General features: G+C 58.6%; 28 protein-coding genes and 1 tRNA gene. 13 read left to right on the top strand and 16 right to left on the bottom strand.

What is annotated here, in order from left to right:
- Positions 1-20: 20 nt before the first annotated feature.
- The 7 genes from AC2FJB_RS00700 to AC2FJB_RS00670 all read right to left on the bottom strand — a co-directional run bounded on the left by AC2FJB_RS00700 (position 21) and on the right by AC2FJB_RS00670 (position 4236).
- Positions 21-97 (bottom strand) — tRNA-Pro (locus AC2FJB_RS00700).
- A gap of 61 nt (positions 98-158) precedes the next feature.
- Positions 159-764 carry a MerR family transcriptional regulator gene (locus AC2FJB_RS00695; protein WP_117868700.1) on the bottom strand — a complete coding sequence of 202 codons (606 nt, stop codon included), beginning with the start codon at positions 762-764 and terminating at the stop codon, positions 159-161.
- Between the two features lie 18 nt (positions 765-782).
- Positions 783-1085, bottom strand: coding sequence for an integration host factor subunit alpha (gene ihfA / locus AC2FJB_RS00690; protein ID WP_117868701.1), 303 nt, complete (start codon positions 1083-1085; stop codon positions 783-785).
- A 96-nt stretch (positions 1086-1181) separates the two neighbouring features.
- Entirely contained in the window at positions 1182-2153 is a 972-nt protein-coding gene (locus AC2FJB_RS00685; RefSeq protein ID WP_117868702.1) for a beta-ketoacyl-ACP synthase III, read from the bottom strand.
- A 21-nt stretch (positions 2154-2174) separates the two neighbouring features.
- Entirely contained in the window at positions 2175-3263 is a 1089-nt protein-coding gene (gene plsX, locus AC2FJB_RS00680; RefSeq protein ID WP_299893868.1) for a phosphate acyltransferase PlsX, read from the bottom strand.
- 24 nt (positions 3264-3287) lie between these two features.
- Positions 3288-3494, bottom strand: coding sequence for a 50S ribosomal protein L32 (rpmF, locus tag AC2FJB_RS00675; RefSeq protein ID WP_008756996.1), 207 nt, complete (start codon positions 3492-3494; stop codon positions 3288-3290).
- A 205-nt stretch (positions 3495-3699) separates the two neighbouring features.
- Positions 3700-4236: a YceD family protein gene (locus AC2FJB_RS00670; protein ID WP_117868704.1), complete on the bottom strand. Its 537-nt coding sequence runs from the start codon at positions 4234-4236 to the stop codon at positions 3700-3702.
- 85 nt (positions 4237-4321) lie between these two features.
- Here AC2FJB_RS00670 and AC2FJB_RS00665 point away from each other — a divergent pair, with 85 nt between their 5' ends.
- From AC2FJB_RS00665 to AC2FJB_RS00655, 3 genes are all read left to right on the top strand, one after another.
- On the top strand, positions 4322-4795 hold the full coding sequence (locus AC2FJB_RS00665) for an outer membrane protein assembly factor BamE (RefSeq protein ID WP_496719263.1): 474 nt from the start codon (positions 4322-4324) through the stop codon (positions 4793-4795).
- A 100-nt stretch (positions 4796-4895) separates the two neighbouring features.
- Positions 4896-5636 (top strand): GNAT family N-acetyltransferase, encoded by a 741-nt coding sequence (locus AC2FJB_RS00660; RefSeq protein ID WP_496719264.1) that lies wholly within the window; start codon positions 4896-4898, stop codon positions 5634-5636.
- 68 nt (positions 5637-5704) lie between these two features.
- Complete coding sequence (locus AC2FJB_RS00655) at positions 5705-7513, top strand: ABC-F family ATP-binding cassette domain-containing protein (RefSeq protein ID WP_496719265.1); 1809 nt, start codon at positions 5705-5707, stop codon at positions 7511-7513.
- Between the two features lie 189 nt (positions 7514-7702).
- On the opposite strand, the gene AC2FJB_RS00650 is transcribed toward AC2FJB_RS00655, so the two are convergent.
- From AC2FJB_RS00650 to AC2FJB_RS00640, 3 genes are all read right to left on the bottom strand, one after another.
- Positions 7703-7825 (bottom strand): putative quinol monooxygenase, encoded by a 123-nt coding sequence (locus tag AC2FJB_RS00650; RefSeq protein WP_496719329.1) that lies wholly within the window; start codon positions 7823-7825, stop codon positions 7703-7705.
- Positions 7826-7963: 138 nt separating this feature from the next.
- Positions 7964-8518 (bottom strand): sugar O-acetyltransferase, encoded by a 555-nt coding sequence (locus AC2FJB_RS00645; protein WP_496719266.1) that lies wholly within the window; start codon positions 8516-8518, stop codon positions 7964-7966.
- Between the two features lie 10 nt (positions 8519-8528).
- Positions 8529-9284, bottom strand: a complete 756-nt coding sequence (locus AC2FJB_RS00640) for a 3-hydroxyacyl-CoA dehydrogenase (protein ID WP_496719267.1) — start codon at positions 9282-9284, stop codon at positions 8529-8531.
- A 222-nt stretch (positions 9285-9506) separates the two neighbouring features.
- Here AC2FJB_RS00640 and AC2FJB_RS00635 point away from each other — a divergent pair, with 222 nt between their 5' ends.
- Positions 9507-10226: a hypothetical protein gene (locus AC2FJB_RS00635; RefSeq protein WP_496719268.1), complete on the top strand. Its 720-nt coding sequence runs from the start codon at positions 9507-9509 to the stop codon at positions 10224-10226.
- A gap of 75 nt (positions 10227-10301) precedes the next feature.
- Here the strand turns inward: AC2FJB_RS00635 and tyrS are convergent, their stop codons facing one another.
- A complete protein-coding gene (gene tyrS / locus AC2FJB_RS00630; RefSeq protein ID WP_496719269.1) occupies positions 10302-11549 on the bottom strand; it encodes a tyrosine--tRNA ligase in 1248 nt (415 codons plus the stop codon).
- A 305-nt stretch (positions 11550-11854) separates the two neighbouring features.
- Here tyrS and AC2FJB_RS00625 point away from each other — a divergent pair, with 305 nt between their 5' ends.
- The 3 genes from AC2FJB_RS00625 to AC2FJB_RS00615 all read left to right on the top strand — a co-directional run bounded on the left by AC2FJB_RS00625 (position 11855) and on the right by AC2FJB_RS00615 (position 13770).
- Entirely contained in the window at positions 11855-12928 is a 1074-nt protein-coding gene (locus tag AC2FJB_RS00625; protein ID WP_496719330.1) for an anhydro-N-acetylmuramic acid kinase, read from the top strand.
- Positions 12929-13007: 79 nt separating this feature from the next.
- The gene (locus AC2FJB_RS00620; protein WP_299893849.1) at positions 13008-13298 is read left to right on the top strand and encodes a hypothetical protein; all 291 of its coding nucleotides are present in this window, start codon (positions 13008-13010) and stop codon (positions 13296-13298) included.
- Between the two features lie 10 nt (positions 13299-13308).
- Positions 13309-13770 carry a hypothetical protein gene (locus AC2FJB_RS00615; RefSeq protein ID WP_496680876.1) on the top strand — a complete coding sequence of 154 codons (462 nt, stop codon included), beginning with the start codon at positions 13309-13311 and terminating at the stop codon, positions 13768-13770.
- A 162-nt stretch (positions 13771-13932) separates the two neighbouring features.
- Here AC2FJB_RS00615 and AC2FJB_RS00610 read toward each other — a convergent pair whose 3' ends face one another.
- Both AC2FJB_RS00610 and AC2FJB_RS00605 read right to left on the bottom strand, forming a co-directional pair.
- Complete coding sequence (locus tag AC2FJB_RS00610; RefSeq protein WP_117868714.1) at positions 13933-14700, bottom strand: extensin-like domain-containing protein; 768 nt, start codon at positions 14698-14700, stop codon at positions 13933-13935.
- A 97-nt stretch (positions 14701-14797) separates the two neighbouring features.
- Positions 14798-15217 (bottom strand): cupin domain-containing protein, encoded by a 420-nt coding sequence (locus AC2FJB_RS00605; RefSeq protein WP_299893845.1) that lies wholly within the window; start codon positions 15215-15217, stop codon positions 14798-14800.
- 85 nt (positions 15218-15302) lie between these two features.
- Here AC2FJB_RS00605 and AC2FJB_RS00600 point away from each other — a divergent pair, with 85 nt between their 5' ends.
- Complete coding sequence (locus AC2FJB_RS00600) at positions 15303-16721, top strand: protein adenylyltransferase SelO (protein WP_496719331.1); 1419 nt, start codon at positions 15303-15305, stop codon at positions 16719-16721.
- A 14-nt stretch (positions 16722-16735) separates the two neighbouring features.
- On the opposite strand, the gene AC2FJB_RS00595 is transcribed toward AC2FJB_RS00600, so the two are convergent.
- A complete protein-coding gene (locus AC2FJB_RS00595; RefSeq protein WP_496817615.1) occupies positions 16736-17689 on the bottom strand; it encodes a DMT family transporter in 954 nt (317 codons plus the stop codon).
- 166 nt (positions 17690-17855) lie between these two features.
- Between AC2FJB_RS00595 and AC2FJB_RS00590 the strand changes: the two genes are divergently transcribed.
- The 5 genes from AC2FJB_RS00590 (at position 17856) to AC2FJB_RS00570 (ending at position 22145) form a co-directional block, all read left to right on the top strand.
- Complete coding sequence (locus tag AC2FJB_RS00590) at positions 17856-18578, top strand: endonuclease/exonuclease/phosphatase family protein (protein WP_496719271.1); 723 nt, start codon at positions 17856-17858, stop codon at positions 18576-18578.
- Between the two features lie 65 nt (positions 18579-18643).
- The gene (locus AC2FJB_RS00585) at positions 18644-19057 is read left to right on the top strand and encodes a Fur family transcriptional regulator (RefSeq protein WP_117868718.1); all 414 of its coding nucleotides are present in this window, start codon (positions 18644-18646) and stop codon (positions 19055-19057) included.
- Between the two features lie 133 nt (positions 19058-19190).
- Entirely contained in the window at positions 19191-20069 is an 879-nt protein-coding gene (locus AC2FJB_RS00580) for a DMT family transporter (RefSeq protein WP_496719272.1), read from the top strand.
- A 136-nt stretch (positions 20070-20205) separates the two neighbouring features.
- Positions 20206-21480, top strand: a complete 1275-nt coding sequence (gene eno / locus AC2FJB_RS00575) for a phosphopyruvate hydratase (protein ID WP_117868719.1) — start codon at positions 20206-20208, stop codon at positions 21478-21480.
- A gap of 500 nt (positions 21481-21980) precedes the next feature.
- Positions 21981-22145, top strand: coding sequence for a hypothetical protein (locus AC2FJB_RS00570; RefSeq protein WP_162896760.1), 165 nt, complete (start codon positions 21981-21983; stop codon positions 22143-22145).
- Here the strand turns inward: AC2FJB_RS00570 and AC2FJB_RS00565 are convergent.
- Together AC2FJB_RS00565 and AC2FJB_RS00560 are read right to left on the bottom strand one after the other, a co-directional pair.
- Complete coding sequence (locus AC2FJB_RS00565) at positions 22142-22591, bottom strand: GNAT family N-acetyltransferase (RefSeq protein ID WP_117868720.1); 450 nt, start codon at positions 22589-22591, stop codon at positions 22142-22144. The two genes, AC2FJB_RS00570 and AC2FJB_RS00565, sit on opposite strands and share 4 nt — an antisense overlap.
- Positions 22588-23529 carry a nucleoside hydrolase gene (locus AC2FJB_RS00560; RefSeq protein ID WP_496719273.1) on the bottom strand — a complete coding sequence of 314 codons (942 nt, stop codon included), beginning with the start codon at positions 23527-23529 and terminating at the stop codon, positions 22588-22590. The genes AC2FJB_RS00565 and AC2FJB_RS00560 overlap by 4 nt, the downstream gene beginning before the upstream one ends.
- Positions 23530-23579 lie beyond the last annotated feature (50 nt).

Here is a 23579-nt window from a genome sequence, read left to right as displayed (position 1 = left end):
CCATAAACGTCGGTGTAATTTGGTCGGGCTAGCAGGACTCGAACCTGCGACCTTCCGTCCCCCAGACGGACGCGCTACCAGGCTGCGCCATAGCCCGACGTTGGGGTGTTCATAAAGATTTTCCCGGCAGGGGCAAGAGGAAAACAATGCCTTTTGTCCTAACCCGTCGCCTGTGTTTCGACACGGTCCAGCCAGCGGCGCAGGTCTTTCGCAATCGGAGCAATGCGCCGCAACAGGTCATCATCAAAATCTGTCTGTTTCCACGCAAGCGACGCGATTCCACCCATCAAAGGCGCGGCATCCAGTTCGGGCTCTGGTTCCGGCTGTGCCGCAGAAGATGTACGCGCGTTGGCCTGCGGGCCTTCTTTCTCCGAATGCTCGGACGGTTCACCCAGATCCATACGAATCTGCTTCTTGGCGGTTGCAGGCTTAGGTTCAAACGGTACCACGGTGTCCTGGACGGGCTCAATCGGGGCGGGGACGGGGTCGTCCAGAGACGGGGACAGCGCCGCGACATGTGCGACGCCCTGTTCGCGCAGGATACGCTGGACGCCTTTTATCGTAATACCGTCTTCGTGGAGCAGTTTCTTGATTCCTCCCAACAGACGCATGTCGTTGGGGCGATAATACCTGCGTCCGCCTGCGCGTTTGACTGGTTTTACCTGAGTGAATCGGCTTTCCCAGAATCGCAGAACATGAGCCTGAACACCGAGCCAGTCCGCAACTTCACTTATGGTGCGAAAGGCATCGGGGGACTTACTCATAACCTGGACGTCCTGAACTTACTTACGGTTCCCGGCGGCGACGCGATCTTTCATCAGATGCGACGGACGGAAGGTCAGTACACGGCGCGGCTGAATTGGCACTTCCTCGCCGGTTTTAGGATTGCGACCGACACGTGCCGTCTTGTCCCGAACACTGAAGGTGCCGAAAGACGAAATCTTCACCTGCTCGCCGCTTACCAATGCATCGGACATATGGTTCAGAACGCTTTCAACCAGCTGCGCACTTTCGTTTCGTGACAGACCTACCTCACGAAAGACAGCTTCGCTCAGATCCATTCGAGTCAGTGTTTTGTCGCCCATGCCATTTCCCCTGTTGCTGTAGAAGCATATGGGTATGGCAAATTCGCTGTCAATATCAATGAATTGCGGGCGGCTGTGTAAGCTGGTTTGCGCCGGTTACCAGCGCAGAACTACCGCGCCCCAGGCCAGACCGCCGCCAATGGCTTCGGTCACGATCAGATCGCCGGTTTTGATCTGTCCGCGTTGCTTGCCTACGGACAGGGCCAATGGGATGGATGCGGCCGACGTGTTTCCGTGATCCTGAACGGTCACAACCACGTTTTCCATCGGCAGGTTCATTTTCTTGGCCGTGCCCTGAATGATGCGGATGTTGGCCTGATGCGGCACGATCCAATCCACGTCCGAGCTGCTCAGCCCCGCTCGTTCCAACGCTGTTTCCGCTGTTTTCGTAAGCTTTTCAACGGCATGACGGAAAACCTGATTGCCCTGCATGCGCAGGTGCCCGGTGGATTGGGTCGAAACGCCCCCGTCGACATAAAGGAGGTCTTTGAAACGCCCGTCTGAATTCAGGTCGGTTGCCAGAATACCGCGATCATCCGCAGTGCCTGTGCCGTCCTGCGCTTCCAGCACCAGAGCACCGGCGCCATCACCGAACAGCACACAGGTGGACCGGTCGGTCCAGTCCATGATCCGCGAGAATGTTTCCGCTCCGATTACCAGCACGCGATTGGCCTGACCGGAAACAATCAGCGCATTTGCGTTGGAAAGGGCAAAAACGAATCCTGCACAAACAGCCTGAACATCAAAAGCAAAGCCCTTGGTCATGCCCAACCGTGCCTGAACCATGGTGGCAGCCGAAGGAAAGGTCAGATCCGCTGTTGAAGTCGCCAGAACGATTGCATCAATATCATCCGCCGTCAGACCTGCGTCAGCCAGCGCGGCTTCTGCGGCCTTGGTGGCCAGATCGGATGTCGTTTCGTCTTCGGCAGCAAAGTGGCGGCGTTCGATCCCCGAGCGGGTCTTGATCCATTCGTCGGTCGTGTCCAGGGTTTTCTCAAACTCGGAATTGGGAACAACGCGTTCGGGCAAATAATGCCCGACACCTGCTACAACTGAACGGCCTGCCATTTTAGGGTACTGCCTTTTTTGTTATTTATCTGTTTGCGGCGCTGATTGCGCGGCATCTTGTGCAAGCTGGGCAGTGGATGCAACCCGCGCAGCCAATTTTTCGGAAAAGCCGGACTGCGCCAGAGTGAAGGCCAGTTTGATTGCAGCTGACACGCCTGTCGCGTCAGCGCCACCGTGGGATTTCACCACGGTTCCGTTCAGCCCCAGAAAGACGCCACCATTCACGCGCCGCGGGTCGATCCGTTTCTTCAAACGGTTCAGCGACGTGATAGCCAGAATCGAGGCCAATCGGGATAGGGGAGAGTACTTGAAGGCCTGACGCAACAGGTCCCCGATCAGGCTTGCCGTTCCTTCGCCTGTTTTGATCGCAACGTTGCCGGTAAACCCATCGGTTACAATGACATCTGCTTTGTCACCAGGGATGTCGCTACCTTCGACGAACCCTACAAAGTCGAAATTCGCCTGCTCCGCGAATTCCGCAATCATCGAATGCGCTTCTTTCAGTTCGGCACGCCCTTTGTGCTCTTCGGTGCCGACATTCAGCAGTCCGATCCGGGGGCGGCCCAAGGCCATACCGTTACGTGCATAGGACGCGCCCATCAGCGCGAATTGCAGCAAATCCTTGGCGTCGGCGCGCACATCAGCGCCGACGTCCAGCATCACGTTGAACCCTTGAGGGTTGCGCGAGGGCCACAGTATCGCGATGGCCGGTCGATTCACGCCCGGCAGTTTGCGCAGGCGCATCATCGACAGGGCCATCAACGCACCGGTATTGCCGCAGGAAACCGCGCCATGGGCTTCGCCTTGGCGTACCGCTTCCAGCGTGGACCACATCGAGGTCTCTTTGCCGTTGCGCACAACCTGACTGGGTTTGTCTTCCATCGTGACCACGCCGGGGCAATCACGAAAAACGACGCGCCCCTCAAGGACACGCCGTTTGGCGACAAGCTTGCGCAATACCTGTTCGGGCCCGTGTAACAAGAACCTGATATCCGGGTTCTTGTCGGCCGATTTCGCAAGACCGGCAACAACGACCGATGGACCCGCGTCCCCACCCATAGCGTCGACCGAGATGGTGATCCGTCCGGCGTGCGTGGGCTGTTCAGTCATGCCTTGGTCTGCACTCGATCAGGCTTAGGCTGCGTCTTCGTCCAGATCGATTTCGTCGGCCTGTGCGACGACTTCGCGATCATCATAGTGGCCGCAGGATGCGCAAACGTGGTGCGGGCGCTTCAGCTCGCCGCAGTTCGGGCATTCGTTCGGGTTTGCAGCAACCAGAGCGTCGTGTGCGCGGCGGTTGTTGCGACGCGACTTGGAAACTTTGTTCTGTTGGACGGCCATGGTCTCAACCTTTGTCTGACTAGGGGTCGCAGAATCGCTGCCGACCCGGGTTTCGTAGTTCGTTTATCGTGGTTTGACGCGCGTTTAGGCGACGAGCCCCGCAATGTCCAACCCAAAATCCGATGAGCGCGCGAAAATACTGCGATTCTCGGTATGTTCAAGCGATTTTTCTGACCGCCTGCTATGACAGGAAATCTGTCATCTGTCACTCGTCTTTTTTGAGTGCGTCGCGCAATTCCGCCAATCCGGCAAAGGGTTTGACGTCTTCGTCGGTCATCGCCTGTTTTCCGGGTTCGGTAAAGTCTGCCTGTCCCAGTTCAGCCCCGTCCTTGCGCGGGTATTGTGGCAGGGCCAGTGACAGCGCCTCGACCATTACCCGGGCCGGGTCGATCTCGGCACCCAGAGGCTCGGATTCGTCATCTTCGGGAATTTCGAACTCCGGTTCGTCCGGATCGTTCCAATCGGCCAGAAATGTGCGATGCACAGGAATGTCGATCCGGGTTGTTACCGGCTCGAGCGTCACGATACAGGGTTGGATCACGGTTGCACCGAGTTTGCCGTTCAGAACCCAGTCGCGCTTGCCCCGGGCCTGCACGTCGCCAGAGAAACTGAGCTTGCGCAGTCCCAGCAGTCCCAGGTCCTGTCTGATCTCATCCAAAGCAGCGGCCGCAGGGCGCAGATCAAAGGATGTCGGGGCGTTCTGGGGCAGGTCAGCCACCCGAAGTGATGTAACGTTGCTCATTCGAGAGCCTTTCTATGTGTTGAACCGTGGCAGCGGTTTCTGTAATCGGATAGAAGCCGCAAGAGGCCAAGGCAAGAGGGTGCGCATGTTGAAGGTAGTGAACCGGTTGAAACCAGCGACGAAATCGCTTGTGTTTGTTGCCTGTCTGGCCGCGGCCGGGGCTTGTACGCCCATCTTCAAGAATCACGGATACGTGCCGCCAGCCGAAGAGTTGGCCGAAATCAAAGTGGGCGTGGATACGCGTGACAGTGTGGAAGAAGCCATCGGGGCACCGGGTGCGTCAGGTGTGGTGCGGGATTCGGGTTATTACTATGTCCGCTCGCGGGTGCGTCATTTCGGCCCGAAACGGCCCGAAGTGGTGGCACGCGAACTGGTCGCCATCAGCTTTGATCAGCGCGGTGTCGTCAGCAATATCGAACGCTTTGGTCTGGAAGACGGCATCGTGATTCCGCTGGAACGCCGTGTGACCGATTCCAACGTTCAGGACAAAGGCTTCCTGCGTCAGCTGTTGGGCAATATCGGCAACTTCAACCCGGCCAATATTCCCGGCGCCAACTAATCTGCGCCAGAGCCTTGCGATGGTCACAAGGCAGTCACATGTCTTGTGCTAACGGTGTCGTGCTGGCACCTGTGGGTCGGCACCCGTGGAGGACGCGACCGTGGCGACGGCAGTTTTGTTGAGCAAAGGGCGCTATCGCGCCCGTCTGGCGCAATCATCTGAGGATATCAGGGCCGCACAAAACCTGCGAACACTGGCGTTCGACACCCGGCAACTGGACAGTGACGCATTCGACACGCGATGCAGTCATATCCTGGTTGAGGATATGCGGTCTGCCGGGCGGTTGGTCTGTTGCTTTCGGATGCTGACAATGGATCATGGCCGCGAAATCGGACGCAGCTATTCAGCACAGTTCTACGACCTGAGTTCGCTGGAAGGGTTCAGTGGCCGTATGGTCGAGATGGGCAGGTTCTGCGTTCACCCGAACCTAATCGATCCCGACATTCTGCGTGTCGCGTGGGGGGCAATGACATCCTACGTCGACCACAATAACGTCGAGATGCTGTTTGGATGTTCCTCATTTGCCGGAACCGAGACAGAACAGTATCTGGATGCCTTTGCGATGCTCAAACACCGCCATCTTGCCCCGAAACGGTGGCTGCCGCGGGTAAAGGCTCCGGATGTGTTTCGCTTTGCTACGCGTCTGCGGCGCAGGCCGGATACGAAAAAGGCCATGCTGCGGATGCCACCGCTGTTGCGGACCTATCTGATGATGGGCGGCTGGGTCAGTGACCATGCAGTGGTGGACCGCCAAATGAACACGCTGCACGTTTTCACAGGGGTGGAAATCGGGGCAATTCCGCCGGCGCGTAAACGCCTGTTGCGAACGGTGGCCGACTAGCTCGAGTATTTCTGAAAAGGTGAAGACGGGGCGTTGACGCAGTGCGACTGCCGGTTTAGCTGGCAGGCATGGCGAGAATTCCTTTGTTGCAGATGTCCGGCATTTCCCTGACCTTCGGGGGCGATCCGGTGTTCTCCGAGCTTGATCTGGTGGTTCAGCCAGGTGACCGCGTGGCGCTGGTTGGGCGCAACGGGTCGGGCAAGTCTACGTTGATGAAAGTGATGGCCGGTCTGGTCGAGGCTGATCGCGGCGAAATCGTTGTGCCGCCCGGAAAATCCGTGGGTTACATGGAACAAGACCCGACGATGGAGGGCTTTGCCACATTGGGCGATTATGCGTCCAGCGGGTTGGAGCCAGGCGAACTCTACAAGGTTGAACGGGCAGGCGAGGGGCTGAAATTCGACCCATCACGCGCAATTGAGACGGCCTCGGGTGGAGAGCGGCGGCGCGCGGCATTGGCCAAACTGATGGCCGAGGCGCCGGATCTGATGCTGCTGGACGAACCCACCAACCATCTGGATATCGAAGCCATCGCGTGGGTGGAGCGCGAGCTTGAGTCAACACGTGCGGCTTTTGTGCTGATCTCGCACGACCGGGCCTTTTTGCGCGCACTGACACGGGCGACTCTCTGGATTGATCGGGGCGCTGTCCGACGGCAGGAGCAAGGTTTTGATGCGTTTGAAACCTGGCGGGACAAGATCTGGGAAGAAGAAGACCAGCAGCGTCACAAGCTGAACCGTCTTATCAAGTCCGAGGCCAAATGGGCGGTTGAGGGTATCAGCGCACGGCGCAAACGCAATCAGGGCAGGGTGCGGGCCCTTCAGGCGCTGCGTGCCGAAAAGGCGGCACAGATCAAGCGTCAGGGTTCCGCTGCGATGGCGCTGGAGGCCGGGCCAAAATCGGGCCGCAAGGTGATCGAGGCCAAAGGATTGGCCAAAGGGTTCGGCGACCAGCAGATCGTTCGGAATTTTGATCTGCTGGTGCAGCGCGGTGATCGTGTGGCTTTTGTCGGACCGAACGGGGTTGGCAAGACGACGCTGCTGAAGATGCTTCTTGGGCAGGTGCAGCCGGACGAAGGCTCGGTGTCGCTGGGCACCAATCTTGAGATCGCGGTGTTCGATCAGACCCGTGCGCAACTGGACCCCGAGATGAGCTTGTGGGACAGCCTGACCGGCGACCCCGATATGCGGGTCTCAGGCAAGGCCGATCAGGTGATGGTTGGCGGGCAGCCCAAACATGTCGTGGGATATCTCAAGGAATTCTTGTTTGATGAGCAGCAGGCAAGAGCGGCTGTCAAGTCCTTGTCAGGTGGAGAAAAGGCGCGATTGCTGCTGGCCAAGTTGATGGCGAAGTCGTCCAACCTTCTGGTGCTGGACGAACCGACCAACGATTTGGATGTCGAAACGCTGGACCTGTTGCAGGAGCTGCTGGACGACTACGACGGCACGGTTCTGCTGGTCAGCCACGACCGCGATTTCCTCGACCGGGTGGCCACAACGACAATTGCGATGGAGGGGAATGGTCGCGCCACGGTCTATGCCGGAGGGTGGTCGGATTATATCGCGCAACGTGGTGATGTGGCAGAGAAAAAGGAAGAAAAAGCAAAAGCTTCGAAGCCAAAAATCAAGCAGGAAACGAAGCAGAAGCCCGGCCTGTCGTTCTCGGAAAAGCACCGGCTGGAAAAGCTGCCTGCCGAGATTGAACGGCTGGAGGCCGAGATTGCAAAGCTCGAAGAACTGATGTCCGACCCCGAATTGTTCACCCGCGAACCTGTCAAGTTCCAGAAAGCGACCGAGGCGCTGGTTGAGCGGCAGGAAAAGCTTTCGGCGTCTGAAGAGGAATGGCTGACGCTGGAAGAGAAATCTGAGGCGAAGTGAACGCAATCTGTGTTTGCCTTAAGGGGCAACGTTTAAAAAGTTGTACAAAACCGGAACCACGCAATTGCTCTGGTTTTGCAGCGGAATCGATTAACCTATCCGCGTTATCTCGTTCAGCGTAAAACCGGCTACGGCCCCTTCGATTGCTTCCATGCAAGAGGCGAAATGAATCGCGGTCATATGCGTCTGTCACGGTTCGCGAATCTGCCAGTTTTCATAGAGCATAAAAACACCTGGATTGGTTGTATCCACATGCAGGTCGTGTTGGATGCATCCTTCTTCTGGACAGGCGATGGGGCTGACTCTTTCGATTTCAGCGCGGTCAAGAACTTCCTTGTCCGGTTGGGCGACTCCCCGTGGGGGCGCAGTGACCCGGCGCTGCCTGACCGAAAAAGTGGCAGGCGCCGCGCCCCGGGATCAAGGCCCCGGCGGATAGGGGAAAGAACAGGGTTATCGGAGGGGCCGTATTGGCCGGGCAGGGTTTCCGACGACGGTCTCGCCGACCGGAACGTCTTTTGTCACCACACTACCGGCTCCGATGATGGCGTTGTCGCCGATCGTAACGCCCGGCATGATGATCGCGCCGCCACCAATCCAGACGTTTTCGCCGATCATGACAGGGTGGGCGACTTCAAGGCCCCGAGCGCGTGAGGCAGGGTCTTTCGCGTGTTCGGCGCAATAGATCTGCACCGCAGGCCCAAGCATCGTGTCGTTCCCAATCGTCACCGGCGCGGTATCGAGCACGACGCAGCCTGCGTTGAAAAACACTCGATCCCCCAAAGACAGGTTTTTTCCGTAGGCACAGTGAAATGGGGCCTCAAGAAAGCAATCCTCACCAACACCAGCAAAAAGTGCTGCCAGTTCCAGCGCGATGGCCCCACGGTCATCCGGCGGACACGTGTTATGGGCATGAACGGCACGACGCGCTTCGGCACGAAGCGCATCCAGTTCCGGGTCGAGGCAGCAATACCACTCGCCCGCTTCCATTTTTTGTCGCTCGGTCATGAGCCCCGGTTTAGCGCATACGCAAGGCGCCGTCGATGCGGATGACCTCACCATTCAGATACCCCATCTCAACGATGAACCCGGCCAGTCGTCCGTATTCATGCGGGTCGCCCAGGCGGGCAGGGTTCGGGACGTCGGCGGCAAGCTGTTGTTGCACCTCTTCGGGCAGACCCGCCAGCATCGGGGTCATGAAAATGCCCGGCGCGATGGTCATGACTCGAATGCCGGTCGAGGCCAGATCGCGGGCCATCGGAAGCGTCATGCCCACGACGCCGCCTTTGGAGGCCGCGTAGGCCGCCTGGCCCTTTTGCCCGTCAAACGCGGCGATCGAGGCGGTGTTGATGATCACCCCGCGTGCTCCATCTTGTTCGGGGTCATTCTTTGCCATCTCGGCAGCGGCCAGCCGGGATACGTTGAATGTGCCAACCAGATTGATGTCGATCGTACGCTGGAACGCATCCAAGGGGTGGGGGCCATCCTTGCCAACAGTCTTGATGCCATAGGCGATACCTGCACAATTCACCGTCGCAGTGATCTTGCCCATCTTTTCCGTGCCATGGCGTATGGCGGCGGCCACCGACTGCTCGTCAGTCACATCCGTCTGCACGAAATGCCCGCCGATCTCGGTGGCAACCTTTGCGCCGCGGTCCGCATCACGATCCAAAATGGTGACCTGCGCGCCTTTCGAGGTGAAGTGGCGGGCCGTGGCTTCGCCGAGACCGGACGCGCCGCCGGTGATGAGGGCGGCAGTGGTGGACAGGTGCATGGTGAACTCCTCCCATGGATATGAACACTTGTTCAATAACTGCATTTTGGGACCAGTGTCCACATATTTGAGAAAGAGGGATATTGGGTGGCGGGCCAGATCATTCGCCCCGATGCCCTGGCAGATCCTCAAGACAACTTAATCCCAACTTCACGAAAACGCGCCTGTTCGTGAACGAAGAACTCAGCGCCGTTGTGTGTTTTTTCACCAGGAGGATCTATTATGGTTAAGAGTACGAAGCAAATATTGGGCGCAGCTGTCGCTGTTCCTGTTTTTGGAATGGTGATGATCGGCAGTGCTGTTGCCGCATCGGAAACTTGCAACTGGAAAACGGCCCGAAATCTCGCCAACGCGGGCGACTATGCCAATTTGTGCGATTGTGTGCAGGTGACCCCGAGTTTTCTGGACAGGCTTCAAAAGCGGTCCGACTTTGAGACAACTTTGAGTGTAACCGGGGCGCAATGCCCGGGGCTGGCCGCGTTGCTGACGGATTTGCCGACGGCAAGCTTGTCTGGTTCGGCGGAAAACCGGGGTGAAAGCCGCGGCTCTGAACCAGGTGGGTCTGAATTTGCCGACGCTGGTAGTGCACCCAGCGGTGAATCCGGTGGCGGTGGAGGTAACTCCGGCGGTGGCGGTGGTCAGTCCGGCGGCGGCGGAGGTGAATCCGGTGGCGGCGGAGGTGAATCCGGCGGTGGCGGTGGTGAGTCCGGTGGCGGCGGAGGTGAATCCGGCGGTGGCGGAGGTGAATCCGGCGGTGGCGGTGGTGAGTCCGGCGGCGGTGAAGGCAAAGGTGGGAAAGGCAACGGCGGCAAAGGCGGTGGCAAGGGCAATAACGGCCACGGCAATGGCGGCGAGGGCAGCAGCCCGGGTCGCGGCAATAACGCCAACGATGATGAAGGCGGCGACCGGCCCGGTCGCGGCGGAGGAAAAGACCGCAGATAAGCACAGATTACCGAATGAAAAACGGCCACCCGTTTGGGTGGCCGTTTGAATTTTGTGCTTTTCAGACTTGCCGAGTTAGCCCAGTTGAGCCAGCGCGTGGCGCTTTTTCCCCGCGCTCAGCTTGATGGGCGAGGACAATGCACCTGCGTCGATCATCAGCCCGGCATCGGTCAGCGGCGCGTCATCCAGCTTGGCGCCGTTCTCGGCGATCAGGCGCTTGGCCTCCTTGCCGGACTTGGCCAGACCCGTTTTCACGATTAACTGGACGATAGAGATCGGTAAGTCTGCTTCCGATAGCGTCAGGGTCGGCAGATCATCTCCGAATCCGCCTTTTTCGAACACTTCGCGGGCAGTGGCTTCGGCGTTCGCCGCAGCCTGCGCACCGTGGGCCAGAGTCGTCACCTCGTTGGCAAGACGGATCTTGGCCTCGTTGATCTCGGACCCTTTCAGCGCGCCCAGGCGATCGCACTCGTCCACCGGCATTTCGGTGTAGAGCTTCAGGAACCGCCCGACATCAGCGTCGGTGGTATTGCGCCAGAATTGCCAGAACTCATAAGGCGAACGCATGTCTGCGTTCAGCCAAACCGCGCCGTCCTGAGATTTACCCATTTTCTTGCCGTCGCTGGTGGTCAGCAGGGGCGAGGTCAGGCCGTAGATCTCGTGATCCAGCACGCGACGGGTCAGGTCGATACCGTTGACGATGTTACCCCACTGGTCGCTGCCGCCCATCTGCAGAACGCAGCCATAGCGGCGGTTCAGCTCAAGGAAGTCATAGGCCTGCAGGATCATGTAGTTGAATTCAAGGAAGCTGAGCGATTGCTCGCGATCCAACCTAGATTTCACCGATTCAAAGCTTAGCATCCGGTTGACCGAAAAATGCCGCCCGATGTCTCGCAGGAAATCGAGGTAATTCAGGTTGTCCAGCCATTCCTCATTGTTCAGCATCAGAGCCTTATTCTCGGCCTCAGAGTCATAGTCGATATAGGCCGAGAACACCTTTTTGATGCCCGCGATATTCTCATTGATCTGTTCGGGGCCCAGCAGCGGGCGTTCATCCGCGCGGAACGAAGGGTCGCCCACCTTGGTGGTGCCGCCGCCCATCAAAGTGATCGGCTGGTGGCCGGTTTTCTGGAACCAGCGCAGCATCATGATCTGGATCAGGCTGCCCACATGCAACGATTTGGCCGTTGCATCAAAGCCGATATAGGCCGGTTTGCACCCACTGATCAGCGCGTCGTCAAGGCCCTGATAATCGGTGCAGTCGGCGAGAAAGCCGCGCTCGATCATCGTGGCGATGAAATCCGATTTGGGGTGGTAGGTCATATCGTGCCCTTTGGGTTAATGTTGCGGGGCACTGTATAGGCGGCAGCGCAGGAGAGGAAAAGCCACCTTTTCACCTCAGGTGCGGGGTGTGGTCGAGGGTGTCGATCCAGACACGCGCCCTGAGAAAAAAATTGCCGGGCCGGTGCAGAAAGCTTGCCTTTGCGACCCAACAGAAGGCACGTTGGCCGGGCTGCAACCCAAAGGTGAAATTCCGGACCTGGACGCGGCGAATGACACAGCCAATTCAGGAGGCAGGCTTGGGCCAGACCATCAGGAAACACGGAACGGTCCGAGCTTTGGGCGCGATGTCCGGCACGTCGATGGACGGGGTTGACGCGGCGGTGGTGGAAACCGATGGACATTCGATTTACGGGTTTGGGGAAAGCGGATATCGCGCATATTCGGATGCGGAACGCGATGTTTTGCGGGCGGCCCTGGGGCAGTGGCACGGACCTCAGGTCGATGCGGCGGCCGAGATGGTGACAATCGCCCATGCCGAAGCACTGTCCGAGTTCGAGGACGTGGATCTGATCGGCTTTCACGGACAGACGCTGGCGCATGAGCCGCGCGGGCGCGGAACGTTTCAGGTCGGCGACGGGCTGGGGTTGGCGCAGGCGCTTGGGCGTCCGGTGGTCTGGGATTTCCGCAGCGATGATGTGGCGATGGGGGGCGAGGGGGCTCCGCTTGCGCCTTTCTTTCACTTTGCCTGTGCCAAATGGTTCGGCGCGGACCGGTCGTTGTGCTTCCTGAACCTGGGCGGGGTCGGCAACCTGACCTATGTGGACCCGACGTTCGAAGGCCCCGAAGCGCCCGGTGCGCTGCTGGCATTTGATACAGGACCGGCCAATGCACCGGTCGATGATCTGATGCAGGCCCGTCTGGGGCTTCCCATGGACCGGGACGGGGCATTAGCCCGCGATGGCACAGTCGAGATGGGCGCGCTTGAGCTGTTTCTGGCCGAGCCGTATTTTTCCCGTATGCCGCCGAAATCCTTGGATCGGAACGATTTTTCGGAAATGATCGGTTTGGTCAAGGAACTCAATGACGCTGACGCGGTGGCGACTCTGACCGGTATGTGCGCCGCAGCTGTGGTGCAGGGGATGGAGCACTGTCCGAAACCTCCGTCCTGTGTGTTGGTCACCGGGGGCGGCAGGCGCAACCCGGTGTTGATGGAGATGTTGCGCGTGTCGCTGGATTGCCCGGTCGAAACGGTTGAGGCGGTGGGGCTGGACGGCGACATGCTTGAGGCGCAGGCGTTTGCCTATCTGGCGGTGCGCGTTGCTCGGGGGTTGCCGACCTCTTGCCCCGGAACCACTGGCGTTAAGGCGCTTGTTGGTGGCGGGGTCGTAAGTTCGGTGTCTATGGACCCGGTTGGATAACGTGTTCCGGAAAACAGTTCAAAAAATCAAATCTTTGTGCAACCGTTACCTCGAACCCATGCAGTGAGGGTAAGGCACTATGGCGACCAAAGCAGAGCTTGAATCCGAGTTGGAGAAGCTACGGGAACGAAACGCGTCGTTGGAGGCGCAGTTCGAAAAGGATCCGGAACCCAAAGAGCCGCCAGAGCGGGTCAAATCATCGGATGAAATCCGGAAACTTCTGGAAGACCACGGAATCGATCTGAGCCAGGTTCAATCCTTGGGCAATGACGTTGTCGAGGAGTTTGGTCGGTTGCAGAAAGACTATCCGATCACGGCGTTGCTGATTGCGTTTTCACTGGGTTACGTCGTCGGGCGTGCGCAGGGTTAGGAGACCGGTTATGAGCAGACTGAGCAAAAATCTGGTTACGATCTATCGGACCGAACGTTTGATTGCACGCCGCCGCCTTGGAGTGGTTCAGCAACAGACGATATTGATGGGCATTGCGGGCATCGCGGCATTGTCGGCGGTGGTGCTTTTGAATGTTTCCTTGTTCTTGGCGCTCCAGAGTTCGATGCCACCAGCCTCGGCGGCGGCGTTGTTGGCCTTTGGAAACCTTATTTTCGCTGGGCTTCTGGTGCTGATTGCAAAACGCAGCAACGTCGAGGACGAAGTCGCCCCGGCCGTCGAGGTGCGCGATATGGCCATAGCGGACATTGAAGACGAATTGGAAGAGATGACCGCAGAGGCACGAGAGGTTGTTCAGGCGGTCAAAAGCATTGGATCAAATCCTTTGGGGTCCGCAGCGACGCTGTTGGTGCCTCTGATCAATGTATTGATCAAAAGCCGAAGCGACAAATAGGGGCGTCCGTCCTGACGCGCTGATGCTGATCCCTGAGATATGGCCAGTTGAAACGAGGAGTTTGTGGGCTTGGCGGGTTTGTACTGAATGATGCCGACCCTTGGTGAGCGCGCCAAGGGTCGGGGTATCCGCGATGCGGAAAAACTTAACCAAGTCAAAGGTTCATCGGCAAACCGGGCCGCTGCTGCGGCGCGCGGTGTCCAGATGGAAATGCCCTTTATGATAGCGATCGGCATCCGGGCCGAGCACGGTTCCGAACACGCCGCAGGCGCCACTGTGCAACTCTCGCAAAACAGCGCCCTGGTCGTTGTTCCATCCGTCCCGAACTGTGATCTGGGTTCCGTCCCGTAGAACGAAGGTTGATATGTCGATCGCCTTTCCGCGCGCATGTTCCGAGATGCGTGCACGCGGCTGGTTGTTCTGGGTCTTGCAGGCATAATGGCCGACGATCCGCATCCCCTTCAGCCCGCCGCCCAAATTGGCAAAGGCTGGCTTGGCCGTGTTTTCGATCCATGTTTTCAGCGTGACCGCCGTCTGGCAATCCATCAAAGAGAATTGGCTGAGTGCGATGTCAGAGATCCTGTAAACCCGAACCGGGTTCGTGATCCCGCATCCGCGGGCCTTTCCGGCGACGGGCTTGCGTGTTTCGCCCAGAATGGTCCAGTCACCACACACGGCGCCCCGTTCCAACATTCGTTCACGACCCACTTCGAATTGCCGGAACTTGCAGGGCCGCAGGGCAGGACGCTTTGAAACCAGCACCGCAGGTTCCACTGTCACGGCCGGGCCAGCATCCTCAGCCGTTTCTTCCCAGGTCGGCTCTGGCACAGTCAGATCGGATGAAAGACGGGCCTTGGCGCAAGCGGGCTCCGCGCCTGCGAAGGCTGCGCTTTGACAAAAGAACAAGACAGACAGCAGGACCTGCTTCATTCTCACTCGTTACTCCGTCGCTTGTGGCCACGTGTACAGAATGATCAATGGGCAACTGTCTGTAAACTCACCTTTTCAGAGATCCTATTGTGAACAGTTACGCCTTGGGGATATCGAAGCCCGGCGCGGCCAGTTCGAACCCCTCGAACTGGAAACCGGGCGAGACCGTGCAACTGACCAGCGTGTAATCACCCGTGCTGCGGGCGGCTTGCCAATGACCTTCCGGGACGATCAGTTGTGGCGCGCCAGCGGAAAGATCGGGTGTCAGCACATGTTCGGTGGTGGGGCCTTGGTCGGTTGCGCTGAGCGACAGGACAAGCGGCGCGCCGGCATGGTACAGCCAGATCTCGGTCGCATCGACACGGTGCCAGTGGCTGCTTTCGCCAGCCTGCAACAGGAAGTAGATGCAGGTGCCGGTGGGGCGGCCTTCGTTTTCAGCGCGCCATGTCTCGGCGTACCAGCCACCTTCAGGATGGCGTTGCAGGTTCAGGCGGTCGATAACCTCTTGTGCAGTCATGTGGTCCCTCGTGTTTGGGTGCGATTATGCACGGGCAGGCGTGATCCGCTATGGTATTCATGCGCTCGAGGGATATGTTTACGACATGACCCTGAAAATCCCCTTCGATAACTCCTATGCCCGACTGCCGGATGCGTTCTTTGCGCGGCAGTCACCGATTCCCGTGCGCGCGCCAAGGATGATTGCGTTCAACGATGATCTGGCCAAGTTGCTGCGGATTTCGCCCGGAGACGTTGAGGACATGACCGAATCCTTTGCGGGAAACAGTATTCCCGAAGGTGCCGAGCCCATCGCTCAGCTTTATTCCGGGCATCAGTTCGGGCAGTACAACCCGCAACTGGGCGACGGGCGTGCGGTGCTGCTGGGCGAGACTGTCGGAACGGACGGGGTGCGCCGGGATATTCAACTGAAAGGTTCGGGTCCTACACCGTTTTCCCGCCGGGGCGATGGCCGGGCCTGGCTGGGGCCTGTTCTGCGGGAATATGTGGTATCCGAGGCAATGCATGCGCTGGGCGTTTCGACCACACGCGCTCTGGCAGCTGTGGAAACCGGTGAGACCGTCTTTCGCGAAGGTCCGATGCCCGGAGCGGTCCTGACCCGGGTTGCATCCAGCCATCTGCGGGTGGGGACCTTCCAGGTTTTTGCAGCGCGTGGGCAAATGGACAGCCTGAAGCGCCTGACGGACTACGCCATTGCCCGGCATTATCCCAAGGCAGAAGGTCCCATGGGCCTGTTGCGTTCGGTGCGGGATGCTCAGGCCAGTTTGATTCCGAAATGGATGAGCGTGGGGTTCATCCATGGGGTGATGAATACCGACAACTGCTCGATCGCGGGCGAGACAATTGATTATGGCCCATGTGCGTTCATGGATACGTATCACCCCAACACCGTCTACAGCTCGATTGACCGGATGGGGCGTTATGCCTATTCGAACCAGCCCGATATCGCGGTGTGGAACCTCGCGCAGCTGGCAACGTCATTGATCCAGCAGATGGACGACAAAGAGGCCGCCGTGGAAGAGGCGACCGAGATCGTCCACGCGATGCCGGATCTTCTGCAACAGAATTGGTTGTCCCGATTCCGGGCGAAGATCGGACTGGCATCCGCGGACGAGTGCGATCAGGAACTGATCACCGACCTTCTGAAGCTTATGGCCGAGGGGCAGGCGGATTTCACCAATACCTTCCGGGCGCTGGGCGGTGGCAAGGCGCGGGGTCAGTTCCTTGCCCCGGAAGCGTTTGACAATTGGGAAGCGGGTTGGCGCATGCGGTTAGAGCGCGAAGCAGCGCCGCTGGATGTGATGACCGCTGCAAACCCTGCATTCATTCCGCGCAATCACCGGGTCGAACAGATGATCCAGGCAGCCGTACAGGGAGATTACGCGCCGTTCGACCGGTTGAACGCCGTCTTGGCGCGGCCTTACGAGGATCAGGGTGATGCGGAAGACCTGAGGCGTCCTCCGGCCGAAAATGAGGTGGTCCATGCGACGTTTTGCGGGACGTGACGCGCAGACCACGTCTATTTCCGCAGGATTTCCAACACCGCGGCGCTGACGATCAGGGTGGCGCCCAGAAACTCCCGCAGGCCAAATGGTTCGCCGGACAGGGCCGCGGCAGAGGCGATACCGACGACGACCTCGCTCATCAGCAGCAAGCCGACCTTTGCGGGAGACAGTTTTGTAGCTGGCCAGATGGTCATGTATATCATGGGCAGAATGTAGACAGCCGACAGCATCGCATATCCCGCTATGCGAACCGCTCCTTCCTGAGTGACGTTTGGCAGCGCCTGGCCCCGAAGCGCCAACAGGCTGACAAGCGACAGCAACAGCGCGCCAAGTACAAAGGCAAAAACCTGACCCGTAATGGTAATGCTTCCGGTTTTGTACAAACCCAGAGTGCCCAATGCCCAGCATATGCCCGACGCCAGCGCCAGCCAGTCGCCCAGGTTTTGCGGCCATGGCACGAACCCGGCACCCCCAAGCACGACAAACAGCCCGCCAAGCCCGCAGATCAGGCCCGCAAGGCGCATCAGGCTCAGGCGTTCTTTCAGAAATACGACGCCCAGAAGCGTGCCCCATATCGGAGTGAGATAGAACAGCAGGATCGAGCGGACGACGTCGGTGTAGACAAGGCTGATCGAATACAGGCTGAATGCAGCCCCTGTGAACATACCGCTGAGCATCAGATCACGCCATTGCCGGGCCAGCATGTGCCTGTCGGCCCAGATAAAGGGGAACAAAGCAATCAGGGCCGCGCAGTACATGACGATCCCGGACCAGGGGCCTGTCAGACCGTGATCATAGAAAAACCGCACCGGAATCCAGTAAAGGCCCCACAGCGCGCCACCCATCACCAGTATGATACTGGGCCGGGTGCTGTTGTCGGGTTGGCTCAGGCTCATCTTGGCCTTGCTTTCGCTGCGCTTCGATGTCGTCACCGGATCGGGATAGAGGGTTGTGGGGCCGGGGATCAAGCGGAACCTTTGCTTTGATATGAAGCAGGGTTCATTCGACGAAATAACGGGCAGATTATCGGAGTCTGGTGGCGTCTCTGATTTGCCGCAGCAGGAAACTGAGCTGAGGGGTTGCGCCCCACGTCAGGCATGGCACTTTAGGGGCATTCCACTTGGTCATGGCCTCATGCAAACTTCGTCCACGCTGCGTATCGCAAGCTACAACATTCAGAAATGCGTCGGGCTGGATTTCCGGCGTCAGCCGCAACGCGTTTTGCAAGTCATCGAAAACACGAAAGCGGATATCGTGGTGTTGCAGGAGGCCGACAAACGCCTGCCGCCCCGCCCGGCGGCGCTGCCGCATTTCATGTTGGACGAGGCGGGGTGGAAGATCGTCGATCTGGGCGGTGCAGGCAGTCTGGGCTGGCATGGCAACGCGGTGATCTGGCGCGGAGAGAGCATCTCGGTACGCCGCAAAGGGCATCACGAGCTGCCGGGGCTGGAACCGCGCGGGGCGGTTCGGGTCGAGTTCGACACGCATATCGGGCCACTGCGCGTGATGGGGATGCATCTGGGGCTTTTGCCAGCGTCACGGCGGCAGCAGATATTGCATATTCGGCGGAATGATTGGGATATGGACCAGATGCCGACAGTTTGGGCCGGTGACTTCAACGAATGGTCACGCCAGCCTGTTCTGGATCATCTGGCCCCAGAAATGCGGTTCCTGCCCCCCAGGCCCAGTTTTCCTGCCGCACAGCCTTTGGGTGCGCTGGATCGGATCGCGCTGGGCATCGGAGTCCAGGCTGTGGCGCACGGTGTTCACGACACGCGTCCCGCGCATATCGCATCCGATCACCTGCCGGTCTGGGCCGATCTGACGCGTGCTACATCAGAAGGTCGCAAAAGGTGAAATCCCTGTAGCGAAACGCGCGTAGACATATTAAGACAGACACCCGAGCAAGTCTGAGGGGCATCATGTCGGAAACGATTATTGGGCGTTGTGAAGCCAAGGGGCTGCGCATGACCGGTCAAAGAAGGATCATCGCGCAGGTACTGGAACAGAGCGACGACCATCCGGATGTCGAGGAACTCTATGCACGGGCGTCTGCTGTAGACAAAGGCATTTCCATTGCAACGGTCTATCGCACGGTCAAACTGTTCGAAGAGGCTGGTATTCTGGAACGCCTCGAGTTCGGCGACGGACGGGCCCGGTACGAGGATGCCGAGCGCGATCATCATGACCATCTGATAGACATGCAGTCAGGAGAGGTTATCGAATTCGTCGACCCCGAGATCGAAGCCCTACAGGAAAGAATCGCGGCAAAGCTTGGGTACAAGCTGAAAGGGCACCGGTTGGAGCTGTACGGCGTCCCGCTGGAAAAGGACTGACCCATCACAAAACGCGATTGATCCCCTCACGTTAATTCATCAGGCGTGACGGGAATTGTCTTGCCAGATGCTGTTGGTTGAGGTTGTTGTGCGTGTATCGGCACCCGACATGCACTTTCCAACGGACGCGCAAATGAACAACGTAAACGGCATCCTGCTGCTCATCGGGTCGATGGCGGCCTTTGCTCTTGAGGACATGTTCATCAAGCTCCTGTCCGGCTCTGTGCCGACAGGGCAGATCATGGTGTTTCTGGGCGTGTTCTGCGGTCTCGTGTTTGCCACGATGTCAGTGGTCACGCGCAAACGGATCTTTGATCCCGTGGCTTGGAAAACCCTGCCGTTGGTTCGGGCCGCGACAGAAGGTTTTGGCGCCGTTGCTTTTGTGACAGCACTGTCGCTGATTGACCTGTCCACCGTTGCAGCTGTGTTTCAGGCCATGCCGCTGGTCGTCACCATGGGCGCGGCCCTGTTTCTTGGCGAACAGGTAGGGTGGCGCCGCTGGAGCGCCATTGGTGTCGGCTTTGTCGGTGTCCTGATGATCATCCGCCCCGGGATGGAGGGCTTTCGGCCGGAATCCCTGTTTGTAGTTTTGTCCGTTGTCGCAATTGCCGCGCGTGATCTGATCACCCGCAAGCTGGACCCGCGAGTGGCTTCGTCCGTTGTTGCGATGCAGGCTTACATTGCGGTTGCCGTCGCCGGCCTGGTTCTGATGGTCATGTCCGGGGCATCCTTCGTGCCTGTTCAAGCTGGTCAAACGGGTCCCTATGCGGGGGCGATCGGATTTGGCGTGCTGGGGTACTACGGCATTGTCACTGCGATGAGGGTGGGCGAAGCCTCGGCCCTGATGCCATTCCGGTACACGCGTCTGGTGTTTTCGATCCTCGCGGGAATGCTGATGTTTGGTGAACGCCCTGATGCGCTGACAATGGCAGGGGCAACCCTGATCATTGGCTCGGGTCTTTATACCTTTGTCCGCGAACGGCGTTTGGCGCGCGAACTGGTGCCTGCCTGAGCCTGTTGGCGCAAACAGAGGGCTGTTAGCCCTAAATGTCCGGGAATATGTGTGTTAGCGGTAACGGAACCGGTTTACTTTTGGCCGGTTGCTGCTATGACGCGTGCAACCGACTGCAGTCATAGGGACAGGCCTCATGAGCACCATCATCGACATCCACGCACGCGAAATTCTGGACAGCCGGGGCAACCCGACAGTCGAAGTTGACGTGATTCTGGAAGACGGCACCATGGGCCGCGCTGCCGTGCCCTCGGGTGCGTCCACCGGCGCCTATGAGGCGGTAGAAAAACGTGATGGCGACAAGGCGCGCTATATGGGTAAGGGCGTTCTGGAAGCCGTTGCTGCTGTGAACGGTGAGATCGCGGAAGAACTGGTAGGTTTTGACGCGACCGAACAGGTGGCCATTGACCAGGCCATGATCGAGTTGGACGGAACCGAAAACAAGGGCCGTCTGGGCGCAAACGCGATCCTGGGTGTTTCGCTGGCCACGGCGAAGGCAGCGGCGGATTTCACCACGCAGCCTCTCTATCGGTATGTGGGCGGTACTTCGGCCCGGGTTCTGCCGGTTCCGATGATGAACATCATCAATGGTGGCGAACATGCCGATAACCCGATCGACATTCAGGAATTCATGATCATGCCGACCGCCGCCGCGAACATTCGCGAAGCGGTGCGCATGGGGTCCGAGGTGTTCCACACGCTGAAAAAGGAACTGTCAGGCGCGGGTCTGGCGACCGGTGTGGGCGACGAGGGCGGTTTTGCCCCCAACATCGCCTCGACCCGTGAAGCATTGGATTTCATCCTGAAGTCCATCGAAAAAGCAGGTTACAAGCCGGGTGAGGAAATTCACCTGGCGCTGGATTGCGCCGCGACCGAGTATTTCAAAGACGGCAAATACGTTCTGGCTGGCGAAGGCACGACCCTGACCTCGGAAGAGAATGCGGCCTATCTGGCAGCTCTGGTCAATGACTACCCGATCATCTCGATCGAAGACGGTATGTCCGAAGATGACTGGGATGGCTGGAAGGCCCTGACCGATGCCATCGGTGACAAGGTGCAGTTGGTGGGTGACGACCTGTTCGTGACCAATCCGGTGCGTCTGGCCGAAGGGATCGAGCGCGGCTGTGCGAACTCGATGCTGGTCAAGGTGAACCAGATCGGCTCGCTGACTGAAACCCTGCGCGCTGTCGATATGGCCCACCGCGCGCGCTATACCAACGTGATGTCGCACCGTTCGGGTGAGACCGAGGACGCCACCATTGCCGATCTGGCCGTGGCGACCAATTGTGGTCAGATCAAAACCGGCTCGTTGGCGCGGTCTGACAGGTTGGCCAAGTACAACCAACTGATCCGCATCGAAGAGTCGTTGGGAGAAGTGGCCGAATACGCCGGCGCGTCGATCCTGAAATAAGCGAAGAATGGGGGCCAACAGCCCCCATTTTCAAGGTGCCGGCCTCTGATCCATCAAGCGTTCGTTCCGCTGCCCGTGCCGCAATCCACGTGATCGATCACTTGGTCTTTTTGAACATTCGGAACTCTTGGATCCAAGCGTTTCATGGGCCCTGAACCGGGGTCTTCCGGACGATCACGGTGAATGGTGCGGCAGGAAACACTGCTTCAGGTGATATCCACCTTTGGTTGAACCTTTCTGGTTCGGTCTTTCTCTGGGTTTACGATTGCGGTGCCTGCTCGCATTTGAAGTTGAAAACTTTTGAAAAATCTTCGCACTTTTCGCAAGAGAGGCGAGATCCGGATTACGCAATCATTTCAGTGGTCTCTGTTTTGCAGGCGTATTGGATTAGCCTTTTTGCTTCTGAAAAGAATGCAAAAATCACATTATGTGTGAACTTGTTACTAAGTAAATCACAGCCACGTGATCTAACCTGACTGCATCACAGCAAGGAGACTACGATGTCTGTATCCAAATTCCTTCTGGTAACCGCAGCAGCGTCCATCACAGTTCTTTCCGCCTGCGCGGGTCCGGGAACCTACCCAATAACCGGAGACCCGGTCTCGGCGAGTGACCCGGTACAGGACATGAACCCGGCCAATATCTTCCGTGGCGAGTCTCGTTAAAGCAACTTGCTCATCAGCATATATCTGTCGCGTGGTTTGAACCCGGTACGCAGATAGATATTCTGAGCGGCTTCGTTGTTTCGATCGACTTCCAGGTGAAGGGCTGTCAGCCCCGCTTCGGATAATGCTTTTGGCAAGGCCAACAAAACTTCGGTCGCAATACCGCGACCGCGAACAGCGGGTCGGATATAGATTTCGTCAACGAAACCGTCCATGCCGCCGAATTCGACGGACCAGCCGAACGACAGGATGATGTAGCCCAACGGCGCGCGTCCTGGGCCGATCAGATAGACACAACCATGGGGAATACCCTCGAGCAGGGGTGCAAGAGCGTTTCGGATCTGGTCCGGGTCTTGCGCCAGACCGGCCTCGGTATGAAAGGCGGTGACCAGCGCCATCAGGCGGTCCAGGTCTTCGGGGCGCGCAAGGCGCAGGGCGGCGCTCATAATCTGGCCAGCCTTTCTGTCAGCAGGTCAAAGAAGCCGTCAGCGTCGATCTCCCCCATGAACAGTGCATTAGGGGCGCGGTCGGTCACGCCCCACCAATCTGCGACGGTCATGCCCATGGTCAGTTCGGACTGGGTTTCAATCTCGACATTCACATGACGACCCGAAAACAGCTCGGGTCGGATCAGATAGGCGGTCACGCAGGGGTCATGCAGGGGTGCGCCCTGACTGCCGTATTTTTCCTTGTCGAACCTCTCAAAGAAATCAGTCATCTCTGCCACGGCGAGTCCGACTTTGTTTCCCAGAGTACGGAATGCATCGTTGCGGGGTCTGGTGACCAGCGCCTTATGCGTGACATCCAGTGACATAACCACAATCGGCCTTCCGGATTTAAAAACGATATCAGCGGCTTCCGGGTCGACATGGATGTTGAACTCCGCTGTTGGAGTGATGTTCCCAACCTCGAAATACGCCCCGCCCATCAGAACGATTTCCTGCACCCGATCAACAATATCAGGGGCTTTGCTGAATGCGGTCGCGATATTCGTCAGTGGCCCCAGCGGGCAAAGGGTCACGGTGCCCGGCTCATGTGCACGCAGAGTGTCGATGATGAAGTCCACCGCGTGACCCTCGGCCAAAGGCATCTGCGGATCAGGCAGGTCCGGGCCATCCAGTCCTGTCTTGCCATGCACATGCTCGGCCGTGACCAGGGGGCGGTTCAACGGTCTGTCGCAGCCCGCATAGACCGGCACATCGGTCCGGCCCGCCAGTTCGCACACGATTCGAGCGTTCTTGGCTGTCAGGTCCAAGGGCACGTTGCCCGCAACTGCTGTAATGCCCAGAATCTCGATCTCTTCCGGGCTGGCCAGCGCCAGCAGGATGGCGACGGCATCATCCTGTCCGGGATCGGTGTCGATGATGATCTTGCGAGGGGGCATAGGCGTCTCCGGGGGTCGTGAAGGTGGGACACTCGCAAGTGTCGGTTGGC

The organism is Ruegeria sp. CDSC085, assembly GCF_059610465.1.
The sequence above is the reverse complement of the archived record's forward strand: the minus strand, read 5'-3'. Positions and strand labels throughout refer to the sequence as shown.